The organism is Roseicyclus marinus (assembly GCF_036322625.1).
In the GTDB taxonomy this organism is placed as follows: domain Bacteria; phylum Pseudomonadota; class Alphaproteobacteria; order Rhodobacterales; family Rhodobacteraceae; genus Roseicyclus; species Roseicyclus marinus_A.
Genome location: NZ_AP027266.1, coordinates 1,505,567 through 1,527,765, shown reverse-complemented (window position 1 = coordinate 1,527,765; position 22,199 = coordinate 1,505,567). Strand labels below are relative to the sequence as shown.

Annotated in this window: 22 protein-coding genes; 8 read left to right on the top strand and 14 right to left on the bottom strand. The window is 65.7% G+C overall.

What is annotated here, in order from left to right:
- Positions 1-98: 98 nt before the first annotated feature.
- Together hemA and AABA51_RS07290 are read right to left on the bottom strand one after the other, a co-directional pair.
- Complete coding sequence (hemA, locus tag AABA51_RS07295) at positions 99-1,322, bottom strand: 5-aminolevulinate synthase (protein WP_338275985.1); 1,224 nt, start codon at positions 1,320-1,322, stop codon at positions 99-101.
- 161 nt (positions 1,323-1,483) lie between these two features.
- Complete coding sequence (locus AABA51_RS07290) at positions 1,484-2,047, bottom strand: 5-aminolevulic acid synthase (protein WP_338275982.1); 564 nt, start codon at positions 2,045-2,047, stop codon at positions 1,484-1,486.
- 132 nt (positions 2,048-2,179) lie between these two features.
- On the opposite strand from AABA51_RS07290, the gene AABA51_RS07285 reads away from it, so the two are divergent.
- Positions 2,180-3,556 (top strand): M20/M25/M40 family metallo-hydrolase, encoded by a 1,377-nt coding sequence (locus AABA51_RS07285; protein WP_338275979.1) that lies wholly within the window; start codon positions 2,180-2,182, stop codon positions 3,554-3,556.
- A gap of 82 nt (positions 3,557-3,638) precedes the next feature.
- On the opposite strand, the gene AABA51_RS07280 is transcribed toward AABA51_RS07285, so the two are convergent.
- The 3 genes from AABA51_RS07280 to AABA51_RS07270 are packed head-to-tail and all read right to left on the bottom strand — an operon-like array spanning position 3,639 to position 6,605.
- The gene (locus tag AABA51_RS07280) at positions 3,639-5,003 is read right to left on the bottom strand and encodes an MATE family efflux transporter (protein WP_338275977.1); all 1,365 of its coding nucleotides are present in this window, start codon (positions 5,001-5,003) and stop codon (positions 3,639-3,641) included.
- Positions 5,004-5,052: 49 nt separating this feature from the next.
- A complete protein-coding gene (locus AABA51_RS07275) occupies positions 5,053-5,967 on the bottom strand; it encodes a nickel/cobalt transporter (RefSeq protein WP_338275972.1) in 915 nt (304 codons plus the stop codon).
- The gene (locus AABA51_RS07270; RefSeq protein WP_338275970.1) at positions 5,955-6,605 is read right to left on the bottom strand and encodes a DUF1007 family protein; all 651 of its coding nucleotides are present in this window, start codon (positions 6,603-6,605) and stop codon (positions 5,955-5,957) included. The genes AABA51_RS07275 and AABA51_RS07270 overlap by 13 nt, the downstream gene beginning before the upstream one ends.
- Positions 6,606-6,824: 219 nt before the next feature.
- Between AABA51_RS07270 and AABA51_RS07265 the strand changes: the two genes are divergently transcribed.
- A complete protein-coding gene (locus tag AABA51_RS07265; RefSeq protein WP_338275968.1) occupies positions 6,825-7,301 on the top strand; it encodes a hypothetical protein in 477 nt (158 codons plus the stop codon).
- Positions 7,302-7,313: 12 nt separating this feature from the next.
- Here AABA51_RS07265 and ppk2 read toward each other — a convergent pair whose 3' ends face one another.
- Positions 7,314-8,282, bottom strand: a complete 969-nt coding sequence (ppk2, locus tag AABA51_RS07260) for a polyphosphate kinase 2 (RefSeq protein ID WP_425328839.1) — start codon at positions 8,280-8,282, stop codon at positions 7,314-7,316.
- A 182-nt stretch (positions 8,283-8,464) separates the two neighbouring features.
- Here ppk2 and parE point away from each other — a divergent pair, with 182 nt between their 5' ends.
- Positions 8,465-10,426: a DNA topoisomerase IV subunit B gene (gene parE / locus AABA51_RS07255; RefSeq protein ID WP_338275962.1), complete on the top strand. Its 1,962-nt coding sequence runs from the start codon at positions 8,465-8,467 to the stop codon at positions 10,424-10,426.
- A 56-nt stretch (positions 10,427-10,482) separates the two neighbouring features.
- On the opposite strand, the gene AABA51_RS07250 is transcribed toward parE, so the two are convergent.
- On the bottom strand, positions 10,483-10,977 hold the full coding sequence (locus tag AABA51_RS07250; protein ID WP_425328838.1) for an REP-associated tyrosine transposase: 495 nt from the start codon (positions 10,975-10,977) through the stop codon (positions 10,483-10,485).
- Between the two features lie 255 nt (positions 10,978-11,232).
- Here AABA51_RS07250 and AABA51_RS07245 point away from each other — a divergent pair, with 255 nt between their 5' ends.
- Positions 11,233-11,919: a hypothetical protein gene (locus tag AABA51_RS07245; protein WP_338275956.1), complete on the top strand. Its 687-nt coding sequence runs from the start codon at positions 11,233-11,235 to the stop codon at positions 11,917-11,919.
- Here the strand turns inward: AABA51_RS07245 and AABA51_RS07240 are convergent.
- The 4 genes from AABA51_RS07240 to rplM form a co-directional block, all read right to left on the bottom strand.
- Complete coding sequence (locus AABA51_RS07240) at positions 11,916-13,739, bottom strand: ATP-binding cassette domain-containing protein (protein ID WP_338275954.1); 1,824 nt, start codon at positions 13,737-13,739, stop codon at positions 11,916-11,918. The genes AABA51_RS07245 and AABA51_RS07240 overlap by 4 nt on opposite strands.
- Positions 13,740-13,815: 76 nt before the next feature.
- Positions 13,816-14,067 (bottom strand): hypothetical protein, encoded by a 252-nt coding sequence (locus AABA51_RS07235; protein WP_338275950.1) that lies wholly within the window; start codon positions 14,065-14,067, stop codon positions 13,816-13,818.
- Positions 14,068-14,214: 147 nt separating this feature from the next.
- Complete coding sequence (gene rpsI, locus AABA51_RS07230; RefSeq protein ID WP_338275948.1) at positions 14,215-14,706, bottom strand: 30S ribosomal protein S9; 492 nt, start codon at positions 14,704-14,706, stop codon at positions 14,215-14,217.
- 2 nt (positions 14,707-14,708) lie between these two features.
- On the bottom strand, positions 14,709-15,170 hold the full coding sequence (rplM, locus tag AABA51_RS07225) for a 50S ribosomal protein L13 (RefSeq protein ID WP_277822791.1): 462 nt from the start codon (positions 15,168-15,170) through the stop codon (positions 14,709-14,711).
- Positions 15,171-15,540: 370 nt separating this feature from the next.
- On the opposite strand from rplM, the gene speD reads away from it, so the two are divergent.
- Positions 15,541-16,068 (top strand): adenosylmethionine decarboxylase, encoded by a 528-nt coding sequence (gene speD / locus AABA51_RS07220; RefSeq protein ID WP_338275944.1) that lies wholly within the window; start codon positions 15,541-15,543, stop codon positions 16,066-16,068.
- A gap of 65 nt (positions 16,069-16,133) precedes the next feature.
- Positions 16,134-17,012 carry a polyamine aminopropyltransferase gene (gene speE, locus AABA51_RS07215; RefSeq protein WP_338275943.1) on the top strand — a complete coding sequence of 293 codons (879 nt, stop codon included), beginning with the start codon at positions 16,134-16,136 and terminating at the stop codon, positions 17,010-17,012.
- Between the two features lie 27 nt (positions 17,013-17,039).
- On the opposite strand, the gene AABA51_RS07210 is transcribed toward speE, so the two are convergent.
- Both AABA51_RS07210 and AABA51_RS07205 read right to left on the bottom strand, forming a co-directional pair.
- Complete coding sequence (locus AABA51_RS07210) at positions 17,040-18,020, bottom strand: SLAC1 anion channel family protein (RefSeq protein WP_338275940.1); 981 nt, start codon at positions 18,018-18,020, stop codon at positions 17,040-17,042.
- A gap of 88 nt (positions 18,021-18,108) precedes the next feature.
- The gene (locus tag AABA51_RS07205) at positions 18,109-18,531 is read right to left on the bottom strand and encodes a PaaI family thioesterase (RefSeq protein ID WP_338275936.1); all 423 of its coding nucleotides are present in this window, start codon (positions 18,529-18,531) and stop codon (positions 18,109-18,111) included.
- Between the two features lie 88 nt (positions 18,532-18,619).
- Between AABA51_RS07205 and AABA51_RS07200 the strand changes: the two genes are divergently transcribed.
- Positions 18,620-19,414, top strand: coding sequence for an enoyl-CoA hydratase (locus tag AABA51_RS07200; protein ID WP_338275933.1), 795 nt, complete (start codon positions 18,620-18,622; stop codon positions 19,412-19,414).
- Positions 19,415-19,421: 7 nt separating this feature from the next.
- Here AABA51_RS07200 and AABA51_RS07195 read toward each other — a convergent pair whose 3' ends face one another.
- Positions 19,422-20,363, bottom strand: a complete 942-nt coding sequence (locus AABA51_RS07195; protein ID WP_338275931.1) for a LysR substrate-binding domain-containing protein — start codon at positions 20,361-20,363, stop codon at positions 19,422-19,424.
- A 173-nt stretch (positions 20,364-20,536) separates the two neighbouring features.
- On the opposite strand from AABA51_RS07195, the gene AABA51_RS07190 reads away from it, so the two are divergent.
- Positions 20,537-22,162, top strand: coding sequence for an ABC transporter substrate-binding protein (locus tag AABA51_RS07190; RefSeq protein WP_338275929.1), 1,626 nt, complete (start codon positions 20,537-20,539; stop codon positions 22,160-22,162).
- Positions 22,163-22,199 lie beyond the last annotated feature (37 nt).

Genomic DNA, 22,199 nt, shown 5'->3' with positions numbered 1-22,199 from the left:
CTACCGCATATACTAGTCAAACTTGGGGTGATTCCCCAATACCTCTCACATGATCACGGGTATCATGCGTCCGGCAGGCTTTGCATCAAGAGAATCCGTCAGGCCGACATCTCGGCACGATTCAGCGCACAATGGCTCCAGAGCGCGTCCATCGCCCGCACCAGCGCATCCAGCGACTTGGGGTCATGCACGGGCGACGGCGTGAAGCGCAGCCGCTCGGTGCCACGCGGAACCGTCGGGAAATTGATCGGCTGCACGTAGATGCCGAATTCCGACAACAGCATGTCCGAGATCTTTTTCGTATGCACAGGATCGCCCACGATCACCGGCACGATATGGCTGCCATGGTCGATGATCGGCAGACCCATGCCCTTGAGCCGCAGCTTCAGCACGGCGGCGCGTTCCTGGTGCAGGTCGCGCAAGCCCTGATCGGTCTTCAGATGCCGCACGCTCGCCGCAGCCCCCGCCGCGACGGCGGGCGGGATCGAGGTGGTAAAGATGAAGCCCGGCGCGTAACTGCGGATCGCGTCGCACATTTTCGCGCTGGCCGCGATATAGCCGCCCATCACGCCATAGGCCTTGCCCAGCGTGCCGTTGATGATGTCGATCTGCCCGGCCAGACCCAGCTTTTCGGAAACGCCGCCGCCGCGCGGGCCATACATGCCCACCGCATGCACTTCGTCGAGATAGGTCAGCGCGCCGAATTCGCGGGCCAGTTCCACGATCTCGGCGATGGGGCCGAAATCGCCATCCATCGAATAGACCGATTCAAAGGCGATGAGCTTGGGCGCGGCCGGATCGTCGGCGGCAAGCTTGGCGCGCAGATCGGCAAGGTCATTGTGCTTGAAGATGCGCTTGGCCCCGCCGTTGCGACGGATCCCCTCGATCATCGAGGCGTGGTTGAGTTCGTCCGAATAGATGATCAGCCCGGGAAACAGCATCGGCAGCGTCGACAGCGTCGCGTCATTGGCGATGTAGGCCGAGGTAAAGACAAGCGCCGCTTCCTTGCCATGCAGATCGGCCAGCTCGGCCTCCAGCGCCTTGTGATAGACCGTCGTGCCCGAGATGTTGCGCGTCCCGCCCGAGCCTGCGCCGGTCGCCTCCAGCGCCTCGTGCATCGCGTTCAGCACGACCGGGTGCTGGCCCATGCCCAGGTAATCGTTGCCGCACCAGACGGTGATCTCTTGCTCGGTCCCATCGGGCTTTTTCCAGATCGCATGGGGGAAATTGCCCCGACGGCGCTCGATGTCGATAAAGGTCCGGTACCGGCCTTCTTCGTGCAGGCGATTCAAGGCTGCGTCGAGCGCGCTGTCGTAGTTCACTGGCTGTCTCCCCTTCCCGGTTCCCCTCTCCGGGAACCCACCGTCAAGACGCTGGCGTAATCATTCAGGCTTCGGAATATGTCCTTTGCATGTCCCGGGCCAAGTTACAAATTGACGCGCGCCCGACTTTGACCTGTGTCAAGCGGCGCGGGCCTTCTGTCCTAGCCCTCCACCACGGCGCGGCAATCCTCTGCGCCGCAGGCGGCGATCGCGGCCTCCCGGCTTTCCCCGATCCCCCATTGTCCCGTCGCGGGGCTGATCGCCATGGCGCGCGACCGACGCGGCAGGCGGCGGTAATCGCCCGTCAGCACCTCGACCGCCTGCGCCGACAATTGCAGCGGCCGACCCGGCTCCCATCCGGCGGGGCGGATCACCATCACCACCGCGCAATCCTCGCCACAGGCCGCCATGGCGGCGGCACGCGCATTGTCCTCGTCATGGTAATTGGCCGCCAGCGAGGTCCGCTCCGACGCCAGCCCCGAGGCCGGATGCACCGCCATCGCCGCGTAATGGGGCTGCGGCTGGATCAGGTTGATCTGCTCCAGCGTGGCGATATCCGCATCGCTCAAGCCCTCGACCGGGAACACCTCCCATGCGATGCCCGCATCCTCGTAGACCAGCCCCCGCGCCTCGCGCAGATTGGGCAGGTCCTGCGCCATGCCGGCCCCGCAAAGCCCAAGCACAAACGCCCCTGCCAGACCGCCCCGAAAAACTGTTCGCACCATGGCTCTCTCGCTTTGTCCTGCCGCCTGCCCCCGAAATAGCCTCCCCTCGGGCATCCGGCAACCGCTGGACATTCCCCCGATGCGCGGGCCAGTGTCCCCGCGACCGAGTTTCCAACCGAAAGGCCCCGGCCCATGTCGCTTGATGCCGTTCTCGCCCGGCTCGATGCCGATCTCGACGCTGCCACCGCGCGTCTTTTCGAATTGCTGCGCATCCCCTCGATCTCGACCGATCCCGCCTTCGCCCCCGATGTGCGCCGCGCCGCCGATTGGCTCTGCGCGGATCTGGCGGGCATGGGGTTTCAGGCGGCGGTCCATGACACGACCGGCCATCCGATGGTCGTGGGCCACCATGACGGCCCCGGCCCGCATCTGCTCTTCTACGGTCATTACGACGTGCAGCCGGTCGATCCCCTGTCGCTCTGGGACCGCGACCCTTTCGATCCCGAACTGCAGGAGACGCCCAAGGGCCGCGTGATCCGCGCGCGCGGGGCCGCCGATGACAAGGGCCAGCTGATGACCTTCCTGGAGGCCTGCCGCGCCATCAAGGCCGAAACAGGCACCCTGCCCTGCAAGATCACCGTCTTTCTCGAGGGGGAGGAGGAATCGGGTTCCCCCTCCCTCGTGCCTTATCTCAAGGCCCATGGCGATGCGCTCCGCGCCGATCTCGCGCTGATCTGCGACACGGGCCTTTTCGCCGAGGGCGTGCCTGCCATCGTCACCCAGCTGCGCGGCCTTCTGGGCGAGGAGATGACGATCACCGGCCCCCGCATCGACCTGCATTCGGGCATGTATGGCGGCATGGCGATCAACCCGATCCGGGTGCTGACCCGCATTCTCGGCGGGCTGCATGACGATCAGGGCCGCGTGCAGGTGCCGGGCTTCTACGACGGGGTGGAGGAGATCTCCGAGGATCTGGCCGCGCAATGGGCAGGCCTTGGCTTTGATGCCGACGGCTTTCTGGGCGATGTGGGCCTCTCGGTCCCTGCGGGCGAAACCGACCGCACGCCGCTCGAATCGCTCTGGTCGCGCCCCACGGCGGAAATCAACGGCATCTGGGGCGGCTATACCGGCGCGGGCTTCAAGACCGTCCTGCCGTCCGAGGCCCATGCCAAGGTGTCGTTCCGCCTTGTCGCGGGCCAGGACCCGTTCAAGCTGCGCGAGGCCTTCCGCGCCTGGGTCACGGCGCAACTGCCCGAGGATTGCACCATCGCGTGGAAAGACCATGGCGCAAGCCCGGCCAGCCGGATGGATATCTCCCACCCCGCCTTTGCCATCGCGCGCGCGTCCCTCAGCCAGGAATGGCCGGGCGAGGCCGCCTTCATCGGCGGCGGCGGCTCGATCCCCGTCGCGGGGCATTTCAAGGAGATCCTCGGGATGGATTCGCTCCTTGCAGGCTTCGGCAAGGATGACGACGCGATCCATTCCCCGAACGAGAAATACGACCTGGACAGTTTCCACCGGGGCATGCGCGCCTGGGCCCGCATCCTGACGGGCATCGCCGAAAGCTGAGGCTGCGACCGCCCTTGCCCCTCGGATCGCTCGGGGGGCAAGGGCGCGCCGTGAGTATTTGTGAAAGCAAAGACAGGCTGGATCAGGCCGGGGCGGCGCCCCCGGTCATCCGCGCAGGCCCCCGCCAGAAGCGCGCCATCATCAGCCCGCCCGCAAAGGCAAGACCCACGACCAGCCCCGCCCAGATCCCCGGCCCCCCGTAGCCCAGGGGAAAGCCGATGACCCAGGCCGCAGGCAGGCCAAGCCCCCAGTAGGACACAAGCGCATAGATCATCGGCATACGCGTATCCTGCGCCCCCCGGAGAAGACCCAGCGCCATCACCTGCCCCGCATCCGCCAGCTGGAACAACGCGGCCACCAACAAAAGGCTTACCCCCATCGCGATGATCTCGGGCCGCAGCGGATCGGCGGGGTCAAGGAAAAGGCCGATCAGCGGCTCGGGGATCAGCACGAAGGCGAGAATGGTCAAGCCCACCATCCCCCCCGACAGGATCAGCGCGGCAAAGGCGGCCAGCCTGAGCCCCGCCTGGTCCCCCCTGCCCCAGGCGCGCCCCGCGCGCACGGTCGCGGCCTGGCTCAGGCCGATATGCACCATGAACGTCGCCGAACAGATCTGCAGCGCGATGCCATGGGCCGCCAGCGGGTTCGGCCCCAGCCAGCCCATCATCACCATCGTCGCCATGAAAAGCCCCGATTCCGACAAAAGCGTCAGCGCGATGGGCCAGCCCAGGCGGAATACCTGCGCGAACGCCTCCCAATCGGGCCGCCAGAAGCGGGCAAACAGCGTATCCTGCCTCAGGTCCCGGTGCAGCCCCGCATGCAGCGCCAGGATCAGCGCGATCAGGGCCTGCGTCCCGACCGAGGCATAGGCCGCCCCCGCGATGCCCAGTTCCGGCGCGCCGAGATTGCCGAAGATCAGGATCCAGTTGAGACCGGCGTTCAACCCCGCCCCCGCCAGCGTCGCCCAAAGCACCACGCGCGCATGATCGAGCGCGGACAGATGGCTGCGCAGCATCGTCATCACCACCGCAGGCGCGATCCCGAACCCCGCGATCCTCAGATAGCTTTGCGTCATCCCGGCGATGATCTCGCTCTGGCCAAGCGCCAGCAGGATCGCCCCCGAGAACCAGAAGAGCGGCAGGACCAGCGCCGAAAAGATCAGCGCGATCCAAAGCCCCATCCGCGTGATCCGCCGCACCTGCCGCCGGTCGTAATTGGCCGCCGCCGCCGCCACCATCGGCATGACGGCCAGCCCGAACCCCATCCCAAGGATCAGCACGACATGGAAATAGGACCCGCCAAGCGCCACGGCGGCCAGTTCCGGCACCCCGTACCAGCCCATCATCACCGTATCGGTGAGCGTGATGGCGATCTGCGCCAGCATCCCCCCGATCAGCGGCAGGCCAAGCGTCAGCGTCGCGCGGATATGGGCCGAAAGTGTCGTCATGACCGGGCCTTAGACCCGCGCCGCGCCCCCGGCAAGCCTGCCTGCGACCTCAGAGCGCCGCGAGCGCCAGTTGCGCGGCCAGGACCGCCACGACGCCGCCCACCGCGATCTCCAGCACCGGTTGGGCGCGCGCCAGTGCCGCGCTTTCCGCCATCCCCGCCAGAACCCCGCGCCGGAGCGTCACCGCCGCCAGCGCCACCGCCACCGTGACCGAGGCCGTTCCCAGCGCCATGGCAAGCGTTCCCGCGATGCCCACCGCGAAAATCCCCATCTGCGCCGTCACGATCAACACGAAGAGCGCGCCGGTGCAGGGCCTGATCGCGACCGCAGCGATCAACGCCGCGATCTCGCGCCAACCCGTGGCCTGCGCCACAGCGCCCGGATCGGGCGCATGGGCATGGCCGCAGACGGCGCAGGCCGCGCCATCGTCATGGCCGTGGGCGTGGTCGTGACCATGCCCCGCCCCCCGCGTCACGACAATCAGTCGCCGCACCCCGCGCCAGACAAGCCACAGACCGACCAGCGAAATCGCCGCGAAACTCACAGTGGCCAGCAGACGATCGGCCATGTCGGTCATCGCCTCCCGCCCCAACCGCCAGACCCAAAGACCAAGGGCCACAAGCGCGATGGCGCTCGCCCCCTGCGCAAGGCTCGAGGCCAGGGCGACAGCCGACAGTCGAAAGGCCCCGATGGACCGCGCCGCGCCATAGCCACCGATCAACAGCTTGCCATGCCCCGGCCCCGCCGCATGGAAAAACCCGTATCCGAAACAGACCGCCAGGAACCCCGCCAGCGCCGCAGCCTCGCCTGCCCTGAGCGCGCGCAACCCCCGCGCCATGGCCCCTTGCGCCTCTTGCTGGCCCGCCAGCGCCCAGGCCTCGATCACCCGCGCGCCGCCCGACAGGTAGAGCGCTGCCAGACCCGCGATCCCCGCCAGCGCCGCCAGCGCGATCAACCGGGGCATGTCACCTCCACCCGGTCGGCGAAATAGGCCCCCACGGGCGGGAAATTGTCCTCGGCCGCGACCGCGCCCCCGATCTCCTCCAGCGCGGTTTCCAGAACCGCATAGGCCGCATCCAGATCGGCGCGCACCAGGTCGGTCGCACAGGCGGGGCTTCCTGCGACACTCACCGGCAGGATCATTTCAAAGGCGATGTAGAATTCGGGGTCATAGACCTGGGCCACCAGATCGCCCGCAACCGCGCCCTGCACCGCGCGCCGATGCGTGGTTTCCAGCTGTCCCGAGGGCAAAAGCGCCAGCGAAACGGGCTCGGGCGCGCCCAGATCGAGCAGCCTGTCGCCCTGCCGCACCACCAGCCCCCCTTCGAACCCGCCGCTCCAGTTCAGGTCGAAACCCAGCATCTGCGCGACCTCCGCCTCGGTCAGCACCAGGTCATAATCGGGATCGATCCCGTAATCCTCGGTCAAAAGCAGGGTGTAAAGCTCGTCATAGCGCCAGGTCACCTCGACCGCCGTCACCACGCCGGCCTCATCCCGCAACAGCCTCAGCCCCGCATCGACGAAGATATGCGGATGCGCCCCGAGCGGCGCGGCCCAGAGCGCAAGACAGATAGCCGGAAACAGACGCGCGGGCGTGATCATGGCCCCCACTTAGGATGACCATGGCCCCCGGGACAATCCCCCGCCCCGCCTGCCCGCCACCAGGGCCCGTAGGGCGGCGGCGGATTGCCGATCCCGCCGCGCGCAGCGCGGATTGTTTCCGGACCGACGGGACAGTGTTCACAGACATGCAGACAAACGGCCACAATCCTACCCTTTTTCAGCTCTAGAGCAGGTCGGGTAAGTGGTGCGCAGGACAGTATGTCAGCGATATTTTCGAGTTTTCTTTCAGATGAAAGCGGCGCGGTGACGGTCGATTGGGTGGTGCTGAGCGCCGCCTCCGTCGCCATGTCGATCGCGACCGCGGGGGTTCTGACCGGCGGTCTCGACGCGATGGTCTCCCGCCTCGATGCGGAATTGCGCGACCAGCAGATGAGCGACAGTTTCGTGCGCTTCACCTCCGCCCATTTCGAACCCTTCTACGAGCGCGGCCTTGCCACCCCCGAACAGGCCCTCGAAGCCTTCGACGCCATCAACCTGATGATGAACCAGGAAATCATCGACTGGCTCGAAGCGGGCATCGCCCAGCTTCAGGCGGGCCAACTGACGCCGGAGGACATGCTCTACCTCACGGCCATGGCCTCCGTCGCGCGCCAGCGCAACATCATCGACGCCCAGATCCTCGATCAGTATTTCGGCGTCGACGGCGGCACGGGCAGCCTCGAATCCTACCTCTGACACAAGGCGCCGTCAGCCCTCCGCCCGCGCCCGCCCGCGCCGGATATCGGGGTGGAGCGAGGCGCCCAGGATGTGATCGGCCTTGTGGATCACATGCCCCGCCTGCCCCACGATCAGCGGATCGGGCGCATGGACCAGCCGGCGGTCCTTGCCCGGATAGTCCAGACCGCTCAGGAAATGCAGCATGCAGTTGATCCTTGCGCGTTTCTTGTCGTCCGACTTGATCACCGTCCAGGGCGCATCGGCCGTGTCGGTGTAAAAGAACATCGCCTCCTTCGCCTCGGTGTAATCCTCCCATTTGTCGAGGCTCGCGCGGTCGATGGGCGACAATTTCCACTGTTTCAGCGGATCGCTCTCCCGGCTCAGGAAGCGGCGGCGCTGCTCGTCGCGGGTGACCGAAAACCAGTATTTGTAAAGCCGGATCCCCGAACGCACCAACATCCGCTCCAATTCGGGGGTCTGGCGCATGAACTCGAGGTAATCATTGGGCTCGCAAAACCCCATCACCCGCTCGACACCCGCCCGGTTGTACCAGCTGCGATCATAGAAAACGATCTCGCCCGCGGTCGGCAAATGGTTGACGTAGCGCTGGAAATACCATTGCCCGCGCTCCTCGTCGGTGGGTTTGTTCAGCGCGACCACCCGTGCCTCGCGGGGGTTGAGATGTTCGGTGAAGCGCTTGATCGTCCCGCCCTTTCCCGCCGCGTCCCGCCCCTCGAACAGGATCACGATCTTCTGGCCGGTCTCGCCCACCCATTTCTGCACCTTCAGCAATTCCGCCTGCAGCCGCGCCTTCTGCGCCTCGTAGCTTCGGCGCGACAGCCGCCTCTGATAGGGATATTCCCCCGTCTCGAAAGCCGCGCGGATCTCGGCCACCGAGGGCGCGGGGCGGCGCAACCGCGGCGCGGGCGCCTCCTCGGCCGGATTGGCTTGCGGGGCGGTTTCGGCCTCCACGGGGGCGTCCACGATCTCTGCGCTCATGTCTTTCACGGGGTCTGTCCCTCCTCTGGCCGGGTGTTCCTGCGCGCCCATCCTCGCAGATCCCGCCCCCCCCCCGCCTTGAGGCAGGTCAATCTCGCGCCCACCTCCCCTTTCCCCGCGACCCCAAACCTGCCATGATCGCGCAAAACGCCCACAAGATAGAGCAGAGGCAGCGAAACCCCATGGCCGATGACCTGCTGAAAAACACGCCCGACCCCTCCACCTACGACGCCTCCTCCATCGAGGTGCTCGAGGGGCTGGAACCCGTCCGCAAACGCCCCGGCATGTATATCGGCGGCACCGATGAACGCGCGCTCCACCATCTCGTGGCCGAAGTGCTCGACAATTCCATGGACGAGGCCGTCGCAGGCCACGCCTCCCGCATCGAGGTGGAGCTTCACGCCGATTTCTCCGTCACGATCCGCGACAACGGGCGCGGCATCCCCGTCGATCCGCATCCGAAATTCCCCGACAAATCCGCGCTCGAGGTGATCCTCTGCACCCTTCACGCGGGCGGCAAATTCTCGGGCAAGGCCTACCAGACCTCGGGCGGTCTGCATGGCGTGGGCGTCTCGGTCGTCAACGCGCTCTCCGACCATGTCCGGGTCGAGGTCGCGCGCAACCGCGAATTGTTCGTGCAGGAATTCTCGCGCGGCATCCCGCAGGGGCCCGTGCGCGCGGCGGGCGCCGTGGCCAACCGGCGCGGCACCTCCGTCACCTTCCATCCAGACGAACAGATCTTCGGCTCGCACCGCTTCAAACCCGCCCGCATGATGAAGATGGTCCGCTCCAAGGCCTATCTCTTCTCCGGCGTCGAAATCCGCTGGAAATCCGAGATCGACGACGGCGAAACGCCCACCGAAGCCGTCTTTCACTTCCCCGGCGGCCTTGCCGATTACCTCAAGGAAACGATGGGCGCTGCGGCGACCTATTCTGAAACCGCTTTCGCCGGAAAAGTGGAATTCCAGCCGCGCTTCGGCCAGCCGGGTTCCGTCGAATGGGCGATCAACTGGACGCCCGCGCGCGACGGCTTCATCCAATCCTATTGCAACACCGTCCCCACGCCCGAGGGCGGCACGCATGAAGCGGGCTTTTGGGCCGCGATCCTCAAGGGCATTCGCGGCTATGGCGAACTGGCCAGTAACCGGAAAGCGGCCAATATCACGCGTGACGATCTGGTCTCGGGCGCAGGCGCGCTTGTGTCGTGCTTCATCGCCGAACCCGAATTCGTGGGCCAGACCAAGGACCGCCTCGCCACGACCGAGGCCGCCCGCATGGTCGAAGGCGCCGTGCGCGACCATTTCGACAACTGGCTTGCCGCCAACACCAAATCGGCGGGCGCGATCCTCGATTTCCTCGTGCTCCGCGCCGAAGAACGCCTGCGCCGCCGCGCGGAAAAGGAAACCGCCCGCAAATCCGCGACCAAGCGCCTGCGCTTGCCCGGAAAGCTCGTCGATTGTTCCCAAAGCGCCCGCGACGGCACGGAACTCTTCATCGTCGAGGGTGACAGCGCGGGCGGCTCGGCCAAGATGGCCCGCGACCGCAAGACCCAGGCCCTCCTGCCGCTCCGGGGCAAGATCCTGAACGTTCTGGGGGCTGCCAGCTCCAAGCTCGGCCAGAACACCGAGATTTCGGACCTCTGCCAGGCGCTTGGCGTGGGCATGGGCACGAAATTCAACATCGAGGATCTGCGCTACGACAAGGTCATCATCATGACCGACGCCGATGTCGACGGCGCGCATATCGCCTCGCTCCTGATGACCTTCTTCTTCAGCCAGATGCGCCCGCTGATCGACGCAGGCCACCTCTATCTCGCCTGCCCGCCGCTCTTCCGCCTGACCCAAGGCGCGCGCCGCGTCTATTGCCTGGACGAGGCGGAAAAGGCCGAATGGATGGCCAAGGGTCTGGGCGGCAAGGGCAAGATCGACGTGAGCCGCTTCAAGGGTCTGGGCGAGATGGACGCGAAAGACCTCAAGGACACCACGATGGACCCTGCCTCCCGCAAACTGATCCGCGTCTCGGTGGACGAGGACGCGCCGGGCGAAACGGGCGACCTGGTGGAACGGCTGATGGGCAAGAAGCCCGAATTGCGCTTCCAGTATATCCAGGAGAATGCGCGGTTCGTGGAGGAGTTGGACGTGTAGGGTGGGTGAAACCCACCATGATACGAAAATGGGGCGATTGGTGGGTTTCACCCACCCTACACACCCGCCTGCGCCACGCTCCCGACGCGGATTTCACGGTGAAGGGACGAATACGGCCAATCGACCGCGCGACACACCAGCCCGTGTTTCACCGGATTGGCCCAAACGTATCGCAACGCGGCTGACAATTCCGCCTCGTCGCGGATGCAGCGCTCCCAATACCGGCGCTGCCAGATGCCGGCCTCGCCCTTGGCCCACTTGCTGGCACTGCGCGGCCGCGTTTCACCGACGCGGACCGTAAAGGACCGTTTGATCCGCTTCCACCGCTCCGGGAAATCGCTGTCGCCCTCGGGCAAGGTCCAGATGGCGTGCAGATGATCGGGCAAGACGACGATCGCCCTCGTCTGCACCGGACGATCACACAGCCCCTCCGCGTAGGCGGCCCGCAAATCCCCGATACGCGACACCAAAAGATCACCCCCCCTCCCGGCCAGCGCGACCGTGAAAAAATAGGTGCCCCCGGGCACGAAGAGACGGCGATACTCCGACATGCCGTCTTGTTGCCGGAACCGGGTTAACAAAGCCTTACCCGTAGGGTGGGTGAAACCCACCATTCAACGCCCCCCCATAATCGTCGCGGACACGTTGGGTTGCACCCACCCTACCTAGCCTCCGTAGGGTGGGTGAAACCCACCACCACCCCCCACCACACCTGTAACGACAGATTCCCTACACATCCCCTACGCATGCCCTACCCTTTCCCTACGCCCCTTGCCCGGTCCCCGTCCCGCCCCTACCCTCCGGCCATGCGCCGCGCCCTTGCCCTCGTCCTGATCCTCGCGCTCGCCGCCTGCGGCCGTCCCCTGACCGAGGCGGAGGTCGCCTATATGGCCGATCTCCAGGGCGACACATTCGACTCCGCCCCCGTCCGCATCGCCGAAAATCCGCTCATCGGCCTGATCGTGCAGCGCTACCCGGCCCGCCCCCAGACCACCTGCCGCGAGCGCGTTCTGCCGCCGCCCGATGGCCCCGTGATCGAAGGCCGCACCGCCGGAATGGTGCTGTTCAACACGCTCCACATCCGCCGCGACATGAGCGTGCCCGACTATACCTTGATGCCGGACGGTCGCCGCCACCTATATGCTGCGATGTTCTTTGCCCATGAGATGACGCATGTCTGGCAATGGCAGAACCGGGAGCTCACCGGCTACCACCCGCTCCGCGCCGCCCGCGAACACGCCCGGATCGAGGATCCCTACCTGTTCGACACCACGGAAAACCGCCGGTTCCTCGACTACGGCTACGAGGCCCAGGCCTCTCTTGTAGAAGAATACGTCTGCTGCCGCGCCCTCGACCCCAGGGGCAGCCGCACCGCGCGGCTCGAAAGCCTGATCGCCCAGGTCATGCCCGTCACCCCCTGGCAGACCCGCGCCGACGCCGTCGAAACCTTCCTGCCGTGGCAGGGAATCGAGCCGAACGGCCTCTGCTCCTAACCCGCGGATTCGGCCTTTTCCTCAAGAAAAAGCCATTCTTCCTCCGCCGCCGACAGCTTCGCCTGACGCTCCGCCATCGCCTCGGTCGCCTTGCGGAATTTGACCGGTTCGCGGCTGAACAGTGCCGGGTCGGAGAGCAATTCCGCAAGCTTCCCGATCTCCGCCTCGAGCCGCGCAATCTCGTCCGGCAGCGCCTTCAGCCGATGCGTCTCGGTGAAAGACAGGCCGGATTTTGCATTCTGCGCCTTGGGCTTGGCCTGAACCACCGGTGCCGCGCCGCGCGCCGGTTTCGCCTCGGCCACCGGGTCAACCTGCCCCCTCTGGGCCGCCATATCGCTCCAGCCGCCAGCATAGACCGTGGCCCGCCCCCGCCCCTCCAGCGCGACGGTCACGCTGGCCACGCGGTCGATGAAATCGCGGTCGTGGCTGACCAAAAGCACCGTGCCGGGATAGTCCCCCAACAAATCTTGTAGAAGATCAAGCGTCTCGATATCCAGGTCGTTGGTCGGTTCGTCGAGCACCAGAAGGTTTGAGGACCGCGCCATGATCCGCGCCAGCAAAAGCCGCGCTTTTTCCCCACCCGACAAGGACTTGACCGGCGCGCGGGCCTGCGCCTCGTCGAACAGGAAATCCTTGAGGTATCCCACCACGTGCCGCGGCTGGCCGCGCACCAGAACCTGGTCCGACGCGCCGCTGACCCGGGCCGCGGGATCATCGGTCAGGCTGTCCCAGAGCGTCGCCTCGGGGTCGAGCTGCGCTCGCGTCTGGTCGAACACCGCCATCTCGATGCCGGTCCCAAGCGTCACCTCGCCTGTATCGGGCGCAAGCTGGCCGGTGAGCATGTTCAAAAGCGTCGTCTTGCCCGCCCCGTTCGGCCCGACAAAGGCGATCCGGTCCCCTCGCAGCACCCGCAGATCGAAGGGTTCGAGGATCGTCTGCCCGTTGTAAGCCTTTGAAATCCCGCGCGCTTCGATCACGCGCTTGCCGCTTTGGCTCCCCGCCTCCAGCGCCATATCGGCGGTGCCTTGCCGCCGGATCTGGTTCGCGCGTTCCTCGCGCAAAGCCTGCAGCGCGCGCACGCGACCCTGGTTGCGCTTGCGCCGCGCGCTGATGCCTTCGACGGCCCACCGCGCCTCGGCCTTGATCTTGCGGTCCAGCTTGTGGCGGGCGGCGTCCTCTTCCTCCCAGGTTTTTTCGCGCCAGGCCTCGAAGGTGCCGAACCCCTGATCCTGCCGCCGCACCACGCCACGGTCGAGCCAGAGCGTGCCGCGCGCCAGTGCCGTCAGAAAGGCGCGGTCGTGGCTGATCAGCACGAAACCCGCCCGCGTTTCCAAGAGGTTACGCTCCAGCCAGCCGATCGCCTCGATGTCGAGGTGGTTGGTCGGCTCGTCCAGAAGCATCAACTCGGGTGCCTCGGCCAAAAGCCGCGCGAGCGCCGCGCGCCGCCGTTCCCCGCCCGAGGCGCGCCCCGGTTCCGCGTCAAGGCGCAGCTTCAGCCCCTCGGCCGCCGCCTCCACCCGCCAGGCTTCGGACGGGTCCAGCGTGGCCGTGGCGAAATCGCCCAATGTGGCAAAGCCCGCGAAATCGGGGTCCTGTTCCATGTAGCCCACGCGCACGCCATCGGGCGTGACCACGCGGCCCGTATCGGGCAGGACAAGACCCGCCATCACCTTCATCAGGGTGGATTTTCCCGATCCGTTGCGCCCGACGAGCGCCAGCCTGTCGCCCTCCTGGACCACGAGGGACATGTCGGAAAACACCGGGTTCCCGCCAAAGGTCAGCGAGATATCGGTCAATTGCAAAAGGGGTGCGCGCGCCATGGCGGGCAGCTAGTCACAGCGCGCGGCGGCGTCAAGCGCCCTCGGACGGCACCGGGGCGCTTGCGCCGATGCGCGGTCAGTTCTTGGTCTCTGCCCCTTGGCACAGGGGCATGGTGCCATCCTCGGTGCAATCGGTCATCGCCTGCGTCACCTGCTGGACAAAGGTGTCCTTCTTGCTGGCGATCACGGCCTCGACCTCGGCCTCGGTCACGCGCACGAGCGTGGCATCGGCGGGCTTGGCGTCAGGGGCTGTCGGTCCCTCGAGGCCGCTTGTGGCCAGTCCGGCACTGGCCAGAACGAAAACGCCGGAAAGAAGCATGGATTTCATGCGAAAACCTCCATTGCTGACGTCCACGGCGCGGGATTTGGGACGCTCTAACGGGGCTTGAAGACCCGCTCGCGAAAGCGTGATCGGACATGCAAAAAGGCCGCCCAAAGGGGCGGCCTTTCCATGATCCCACGAAGGGAAAGATCTTCAGCGCTTGGAGAACTGGAAGCTGCGGCGGGCCTTGCGGCGGCCGAACTTCTTGCGTTCCACGACGCGGCTGTCGCGGGTCAGGAAACCTGCCGCTTTCAGCGCACCGCGCAGGCTCGGTTCATAGAGCTGCAGCGCCTTGGAAATGCCATGCTTGACCGCGCCGGCCTGGCCGGACAGGCCACCGCCCTTGACGGTCGCCATCACGTCGAACTCGTTCTCGACCCCGGCCACCTGGAAGGGCTGGCGCAGGATCATCTGCAGAACGGGACGCGCGAAATAGGCGTTCATTTCCTTGCCGTTCACCACGACCTTGCCCGAGCCGGGCTTGATCCAGACGCGGGCGACCGCGTCCTTGCGCTTGCCGGTGGCATAGGCGCGACCCAGCGCGTCGCGCTGCGGCTCGCGGGGGGCGTCGGACAGGGTGATTGCGGCGGGGCTTGCATCCACGGCGCCTTTCAGGGCGTCGAGCGAACTCAGGGTCTCGGCCATGGTCATGCGCTCCGGGTGTTCTTGGGGTTCATCGACTTGACGTCGAGCACGGTGGGCGATTGCGCCTCATGCGGATGCTCGGCGCCGGCATAGACGCGCAGGTTGGTCATCTGCTTGCGCGACAGCGGGCCGCCGGGCAGCATGCGCTTGACGGCCTGCATCACGACGCGCTCGGGGTGGTCACCCTCGAGGATCTGGCCGGTCGTGCGCGACTTGATCCCGCCCGGGAAGCCGGTGTGCCAGTAATTGGGCTTGTTGCGCTTGTTGCCCGTCACCTGCACCTTTTCGGCGTTGATGACGATGACATTGTCGCCCATGTCCATGGAGGGGGTGAAGCTCGGCTTGTGCTTGCCGCGCAGCCGCATGGCGATGATCGAAGCGAGACGGCCCAGAACAACGCCCTCGGCGTCGATCACGACCCACTGCTTGTCGATATCCGCCGGGGTGGCAGAAAAGGTCTTCATTTCACTCGGTCCTTTCGGGGGCGGGCATGAGGGCCCGGCCGGAATGGCGAAAGACGGCCCATGGCCGCCCTGCGATGGCGTGCTTTTACGGGATTTCCACGGCGCGTCAACCGGCATGTTTTTGTATAAACCGTGCAAAAACAATATCTTACTGATAAGGTATCATTTTACCCCATAATTTTCACCCCGATCCCATGGTGACGGACGCACGACAGCCTTCGCACTTTCGTGAATTTTTCCTTGATCCCGGGGGTCCGGGGGCTTAGGTGCCCCCCCACGAGAACCGGGACCGATCCCAACTTCGAGGGCAACCTCGGGGGGGCGCTAAGGACCCACCACATCACTCTGCTGGTAAGAAGGGGGAGCGCTCATGACCCGCGCCAACCTCTTCCAACTGGGGACTGGTCTGGAGACAGGCGCCCATGCGGAAGACTCCCGCGGCCTTTTGGCCGCTGACATCGTGTTTGAAGATCCTGTCGCACAGCGCGACGTGCTCGATTGCGACCGTGACGATCACTTCATAAGGCGCGACGGCGTCGTCTTTGCCGGAACGCATCTGATCATCGAGGTCGAGAACGGCCACGGCCTGGATGACGAGGACCGGATCGAACAGGCGTTTCGCGATTGCGTCGATGCCTGCGGCGCCACGCTGTTGCACATCCACACCCACAAGTTCAGCCCGCAGGGCGTATCGGGCGTGGCCGTTCTGGCCGAAAGCCACATCTCGGTCCACACATGGCCCGAGATCGGCTACGGGGCCTTTGACGTGTTCATGTGCGGCGATGCCGATCCGTGGAAGGCCGTGGGCGTGCTGAAACGCGCTTTCGGAACCGAGACGGTGCATGTCAAGGAATTGCGCCGCGGTGAGGGCCTGGTGCGCGACACCGCCGCCGCCTGACACAGACCAGATAGCGGAGGCTGCGATGGCAGCCTCCCCCCTCCTCCTGCCTGCCGGAGATTGCCATGACCGATCGCGGACCCTCGCCTGCGGACTGGCCCGGGGACTGGAATGTCGAGCGTCTGCACGCCGATCATTCGCAGGCCCTGCGCATCACCGCCGAATTCTATGACAGCGCCACCGAACACCAGCGGCTGCGCGTTTTCGAAAACCCGACCTTTGGCCGGATCATGACGCTCGATGGCGTGGTGCAGGTCACGGAAGCGGACAATTTCATCTACCACGAGATGATGACCCATGTGCCGATCTTCGCCCATGGGGCGGTGCGGCGCGTGCTGATCGTGGGCGGCGGCGATGGCGGCATGGCGCGCGAGGTGCTCAAGCATCGGGATATCGAACAGGTCACCATGGTCGAGATCGACGGAACGGTGGTCGATTTCTGCAAATCCCACCTGCCGGGCATTTCCGCCGGAGCCTTCGACGATCCGCGCCTTGACCTCGTGATCGCGGATGGCGCGGATTTCATGCGGCAGAACGCCGATGTCTATGACGTGATCATCGTCGATTCCACCGATCCTGTCGGCCCGGGCGAGGTGTTGTTCACCGACACCTTCTACGGCCATGCCAAGGCACGGCTTGCGCCGGGTGGCATCCTCGTCACGCAAAACGGCGTGCCGTTTCTGCAGGGTGCGGAGCTCACGAACACGATGCGCGCCTTCACCGCGCTTTTCGCCGATGCGACCTGCTATCTTGCGACGATCCCGACCTATGCGGGCGGGCCCATGGCCTTTGGCTGGGGCACGGATGGGGCAGCGCGGGGCGTCGATCTGGCCACGCTGACCGAACGCTTCGCGGCGGCGGGGTTCGAGACCGATTATTATACGCCCGCGGTGCATCTCGGCGCTTTCGCCCTGCCCCCCTATGTCGCGCGGCTGATCGGCTGAGGGCAAGACATGCGCTCTCGCCCGGGCCTATTCCGGGCGGCAGATCTCGTCACGCAAGATGGCAAGGCCCGTGCGATACAACAGGCCCGCCACGACCAGAACAAGGGCTGCCAGAACCACCAGCCCGATGCCGACATGGGTCCCGCTCGCCGCCTCGCGCCCATAGACGAAACTGGCCACCGACAGCGCCGCGAGGGGAAAGCTGAGCGCCCACCAGCTGAGCGCGAAGGGCAGTTTCATCAGCTTTGGCACCTGCATAAGCACAAGTGCTGCAAAGACATAGGCGCTGTTCAGCAGCACATGCCCAAAGGCATCGACCCCGCCCGCCAGCCGAAAATAGCTGACGAAAGCGACGGCCGGCGGCGCGATCAAGATGACCAGCGTCGGGAACAAGCGCCCCGGGATCGGCGCGTGAAAGATCAGGCGGTTGAAGACCAGAACAAGCAAGATCAGCCAAAAGATCATGCCAGCCGAAAAGAACAGCCAGCTCGTCTCGATCCAACCCATCTGCGCGCCGGCAAGGGGGACGATCACATTGCCCACCGCCGGGATGAACCAGGCGGGCGTCAGATGCCCGACCTCGAAGGCACGGTGGCTGATCCAGCCCGATATGACGGCGATGGTCAGCGCGCCCTGCCCCACCACCCCGACAAGCCAGACCGGTTGGGCGAGATCGGGGCGATAGCCGTGGATGGCCGTGGCCATCAACAAAAGCGAGATGGTGATGGTCGGGAAAAACGCCAGCTTGACCGGATGATGCCATTCCCCAGCGACAGCGTCGGGATGGCGGATCGCCTTGGCAAGATAAAAGCCCGCGATCACGGCGAAACAGCCAAGCCCCGCCCAAAGCAGCGCGCGCGCCGGTGTTTCGATCCAATCGTAACTGCCCGCCGCCGCATGCAAGGCCAAGGCCAGCCCGAACAGCCCCATGGTGATCGCAAAGAAGGTGACAGGCAGATGTTCCAGCCTGCTGAAATCTTCCTTTGCGTCTTTGGCGGCCTCGGTCATCCTGCGTCTCCGGCTGATTTGACGTGGTCAATCACTCTTATCCCGCGCCGTCATCGCGGACAGCGCCGCGCGGTGTCGCAGGGTCGCCCTAGCGCTCGGGCGGAATGGAATAGGTGAGCGAGGCGCGCGCAACGGGCTCGGCTTGGCCCACCGAATAGAGCAGGCAATCGCCGACCGCCAGAACGCGACCCAGTTTCAGGATGCGACACTCGCAGATCATGTCGACCCCGGCGGCGGGTTTGCGCATGAAATCAATCGCGCAATTCGTGGTGACGGCCAGCGCCTTGGGCCCGATCATGGCCAAAATGGCAAGATAGACAGACACATCGGCCAGCGCGAACATGGTCGGCCCCGACACGGTGCCGCCGGGCCTGAGGTGGCGATCCTCGACCTTCAGGCGCACGGTCAGATGCTTTTCGGCAAGATCCTCGATCACGAAATCCTGCGCGACCTGCGGAAAAACCTCGTCCAGAAACCGCGTCAGCGCGGCCACATCCATTGCCAATGCCATGATACCCTCCCCCTTCCCTGACGCGGCCATGCCGCTATACAGGGTCACCGCATAGGGGTTAGGGCAGACGACAAGGGAAGGAAAGACCATGACCGAGGAACTGGTGATCCGCGAGGATCGGGGCGCTGTCACGCATCTGACGCTGAACCTGCCCGGCAAGCTCAATGCGCTTTCCGATGGCATGATCGCCGCCCTGACCGAGGTTTTCGGCGCGCTCATGATCTCCGAAACCCAGCGCGTCATCGTTCTTAAGGGCGCGGGCAAGGCATTCTGCGCCGGTCACGACCTCAAGGAGATGCAGGCCAAGCGCGACAGCAATGACCGGGGGGCTGCCGCGCTTCGTGACCTGTTCGACCGGTGCGCGCGGATGATGCAGATGATCCCCCGCCTGCCCCAGCCCGTCATCGCCCAGACCCATGGCATCGCCACTGCGGCCGGTTGCCAGCTGGTCGCAAGCTGCGATCTGGCCGTCGCGGCCGAAGATTGCCGTTTTGGCGTCAACGGGGTGAATATCGGGCTTTTCTGTTCGACCCCCATGGTTGCCCTGTCGCGCAACGCGCCCCGCAAACAGGTGTTCGAGATGCTGGTGACGGGCGATTTCATCTCTGCCGCCCGCGCCCGCGAGATCGGCCTGATCAACCGCATCGCCCCCTCCGAAACGCTGGAGGCCGAGACAGAAGCCCTTGCCGAACAGATCGCCGCCAAGCTGGGGTCCGCCGTGCGCGTGGGCAAGCGCGCCTTCTACGACCAGATCCAGCTGCCGCTCGACAAGGCTTACGAAATGACGGGGGCGGTGATGGTGGAAAACATGCTCGACCGCAACACGGCCGAGGGGATCTCTGCCTTCCTCGACAAGCGCAAACCGGATTGGTCACAGGGCTGATCGCCCGTCAGACGGCTGTCACCAGATCCTCGGGCGGGCGCAGTTCATAAGCACTGCGCGCATCCGAGCGCACCGCCAGTTGGACATGCCGCATGAAGGCGCGCGCGGCCCGCGTCATGGGCCGCACGGTGGAGACCGCAAAAGAGGCGCGATAGACGAATTCCGGCTCGAAGGGGCGCACGGCGATATCGGCATCGGCCTGCCGCACCAGCGGAAAGGGGCAGATCACCGCCACGCCCACACCCGCCCGCGCCAGCGTGATCGCGCTGACGCCCGTTGCCACCTCGGCCACCGTGCGGGGCCGCACATTGGCATTGGCAAAGACCTGATCCAGCCGCGTCCGCACCATGTGCCGCCGCATCAACGCGATATGGTCCTGACCATGCAGGATTTCCGGCGTGATTACCTTGTGGCGGGCCAGCGGGTGGTCATGGGCCATGACGCAGACCGCGCGGGTGCGGTGAAAGGGGATCAACTCCATCGCCGAATGGGTCAGTTCGGCAAGGGTGAAGCCCAGATCGATCGTGTCATCGACAAGGCGGCTCACCAACCCGTTCGAGGTGCAGGTTTCGAGCGAGACCATCTGGCCGGGGTTTTGCTTGATGAAACTGGCCATGAGACCGGCAAGGAACCGATGCCCCAGCGTCGGCGGCGCGGCGAGCCGAAGGGGCTGGCTGGCCGGATCCGTGGGATCGGTGCCATCGAGATAGGCCAGAGCATCGAACAGCCGGTCAAGCCGCCCGTTCAGCCGCACCGCTTCTGCCGTGGGGCGCAACCGCCCGCCACGACGCTCGAAGAGCGTCACGCCGACATTGGATTCAAGCTGCGCCAATAGCCGGCTGACAGCGGGTTGCGAGATGCCCAAGCGATGCGCCGCCGCCGTCACCGTCCCCGAGGTGATGACGGCGCGCAGCACCTCGTATTCCCGGATCGACGCGCGTGGACGCATGGTCTTCCCCCCGTTCTGCCGGGTCATGCGAAACCCTTATGGGTCCATAACACCAAAACATGCAGTTTCCAATTCCCGCTCCCGACCGCTCGGATAGGGTGCCCCTGTCACGAAACAGAAACGAGGCCGGGTGCGAAACCCGTCCCGACCGACAACAGAGGAGACTACCCCACATGTCCAGACCCGTTTTCCGTGGGCTGGCCGCGGCGCTGCTTGCCAGCGCCATCCCGGCCCTGCCCCTTGCCGCGCAGGAATTGCGCATCGGACTTGCCTCCGAACCGTCCTCGGCGGACCCGCATTTCCACAATCTCGGGCCCAACAACCAGTTGCGCCGCAACATCTTCGAATCGCTTGTCGGCACCGACGAGGCCCAGCAGCTGACGCCGCTTCTGGCGGAAAGCTGGGAACCGGCCAGCGACACGAGCTGGCGGTTCAACCTGCGTCAGGGCGTGACCTTCTCGGATGGATCGCCCTTCGATGCCTATGACGTGGTCTATACCGTCTGCCGCATTCCCGGCGTGCCGGATTCGCCTTCGCTCTTCACCACCTATACTGGCGGGATCACCGGGATGGAGGTCGTAGACCCCCACACCCTGATCGTCCACAGCGCCGACCCCTATCCGCTGATGCCGACGGAATTCTCGACCTTCGGGATCATCTCGGCACGCGCCAATGGCGTCGACACCTCGAGCCTTGAATTCAGCACCGAAGGCTGCGGCGACGATCTGCCCGTGCCGGCCACCCAGGCCTTCAACGACGGCACCGCCGCTGTCGGCACCGGCCCCTTCCTTCTGGAAAGCTTCCGCCGGGGTGAAGGGATCGAGCTGGTCCGCAACCCCGATTACTGGGGCGAGGCCGCGCCGTGGGAGCGCGTGACGATGCTTCCGCTGACCTCGGACGGTCCGCGTGTCGCAGCGCTGATCGCGGGCGATGTGAACTTCATCGAGAACCCGCCGCTGCAGGATCTTGACCGCCTGCGCGCCGACAGCGACCTGCGCGTGGTGCAGGGTATCTCGAACCGGGTGATCTACATCCACCTCGATCACGCGCAGGTCCCCTCGCCCATGATCACCGGCACCGACGGGGCCAACCCGCTGCAGGATATCCGCGTGCGCGAGGCACTGACCATCGCGGTCAACCGGGACGCCATCGTGGAACGCATCATGGGCGGCGTGGCCGTGTCGGCGGGCGAATTGCTGCCGCCGGGCATGTTCGGCGCGCATGAGGACGGCGATCTTCCGCCCCGCGCCTATGACGCGGAACGCGCCCAGGCGCTTCTGGCCGAGGCGGGCTATCCGGACGGGTTCGGGATCACCATCGGCACGCCCAATGACCGCTACATCAACGACGCGCAGGTCGCACAGGCCGTGGCGCAGATGTGGTCGCGCATCGGGATCGAGACCGAGATCGACGCCTCCACCGCCTCGACCTTCTTCTCGCGGCGCAATGCCTTCGAATTCTCGGCCTATCTTGCAGGCTGGGGTGCGGGCACGGGCGAAATGTCCTCGCCGCTGCGGGCGCTTCTGGCGACGCGCAACAGCGATCTGGGTCTGGGCGGCACCAACCGTGGCCAGTATTCCAACCCCGAGATGGACGCCGTCCTGATCGAGGCGCTGCGCACGGTGGATGACGATGCCCGCGAGGCGCTGCTGCGCCAGGCATCGCGCATGGCGATGGATGATTACGCCATCATCCCGCTGCATTACGAGGTGACGCCCTGGGCGATGCGTGCCAGCATCGACTATGTCCCGCGCGCCGACCAGTACACGCTGCCCTACATGATCCGTCCGGCCCAGTAAGGCCTGGGATCACCGCCGCGCGGGGGCGCAAAATCCC